This is a genomic window from Capnocytophaga sp. (assembly GCF_030532915.1).
Classification (GTDB): domain Bacteria; phylum Bacteroidota; class Bacteroidia; order Flavobacteriales; family Flavobacteriaceae; genus Capnocytophaga.
The window spans coordinates 1-1,222 of sequence record NZ_JAUNKD010000054.1; the positions used below are offsets into that span (position 1 = coordinate 1).

The window sequence follows — 1,222 nt, forward strand, 5'->3', positions numbered from 1 at the left end:
GGCGCTTGCGGGGGCGAACGTGCCGAACGGGAACGGAAATCAAATGAGCGTGATACGTTAAGAAATTCAATTCCACAACTTCGCAAAGCTATTTCTGACTTGGAAAATGGTTCGCAACAACAGTCGTATGTAACTCAAAATCAACGTATAGAAAATATTTCAAAAGAAATCATACAACTAAAAGCCGACAAAGTCAAAGCGATGCAATTACGTGATATGTGGCGCGACAATCCGGAAGTAGCGGCAGCTACGGGGTTGGGAAGCTGGTTTGGCAGGTTATGGGAGCGAACCGTTTCGTGTGCTCATTATGAGCGTGATATTAAAGACATAGAGCGAGAAATGGTCTCTTTAAATCACGAAAGAGGGCGTTTACAAAGTAGTTTAGAAGCAATTGAAAAACGCTTATCGCCCGAAGCAATGCAACGAATTGCTAATACGGTGAATAAATTAGAAACTGAAAAACAACAACTTGTTGCTGAAATCGGTTCGTACAACGCTGAAATTCAAAACCTAAAAAACGCCCGTGCTACCCGCATTGAAGCAGAACGTTTGGCGTTGGAGCAGGAAAAACAAAAACGCGAACAGCAAGCTGCGGCGGGCAACACACCGGCAAAGGCAGGCGACAATACCTTGCTGATAGCCGCTGTGGCGCTTTTTGGCGGGTATTTGCTTTTTGGCAATAAAAAAAATGTAGTGAAAGTAAAAGCATAACATTCAGCCTATGACAACTCTGCAACGTATGGCGCTGGGCAGTGGCGCATTAACCTGGATAAACACGGGGGCAAACTTGCTCAATGCCGGTGCAAACGCGTATAGTTCTTTGAAAAATAATAATGCAGGCAGTAACGCAGGCGGTGAAACGGTGCATAACACAACGATAGTGGAGCGGCAACTCACCCCCGAAGAAATCAAAATACTGCAAGAGCGACACACCCAAGACATTCAAAATCAAGAGCTAAACCGAGCGTTGAAATTTCAGGAAAACGCCGACAAACGTCGTCTTTTAGAAGGGGCTTATCAAACCCCGAAAGAAGACAATACAATGCTCTATATGGTAGGCGGCATTTTGCTGTTGGGAGTTGTTTTTGTGGCTGTTAAATCAAAAAAATAAAGCAAAAATTATGGAACCAATGTTAGAAACCATACAACTGGGAATGCCTTTTATGGGCAACGGACGCGCTCCGGTGGGCAAAGTGGGCGTTGTGCGCACCTCGCAACCGGT

General features: G+C 45.1%; 2 protein-coding genes. Both read left to right on the forward strand.

The genetic code is table 11. The features are described from left to right. Window positions 1-711: hypothetical protein (locus Q4D72_RS11355; protein ID WP_303077979.1), on the forward strand; the 711-nt coding region annotated here is incomplete at its 5' end. 10 nt (window positions 712-721) lie between these two features. Continuing rightward, window positions 722-1,111, forward strand: coding sequence for a hypothetical protein (locus Q4D72_RS11360; protein WP_303077980.1), 390 nt, complete (start codon window positions 722-724; stop codon window positions 1,109-1,111). The last annotated feature ends 111 nt before the right edge of the window (window positions 1,112-1,222 follow it).

Excerpts from the sequence above, each read along its gene's own strand:
- Q4D72_RS11360 (WP_303077980.1), top strand. The coding sequence starts at position 722 with ATGACAACTCTGCAACGTATGGCGCTGGGCAGTGGCGCATTAACCTGG.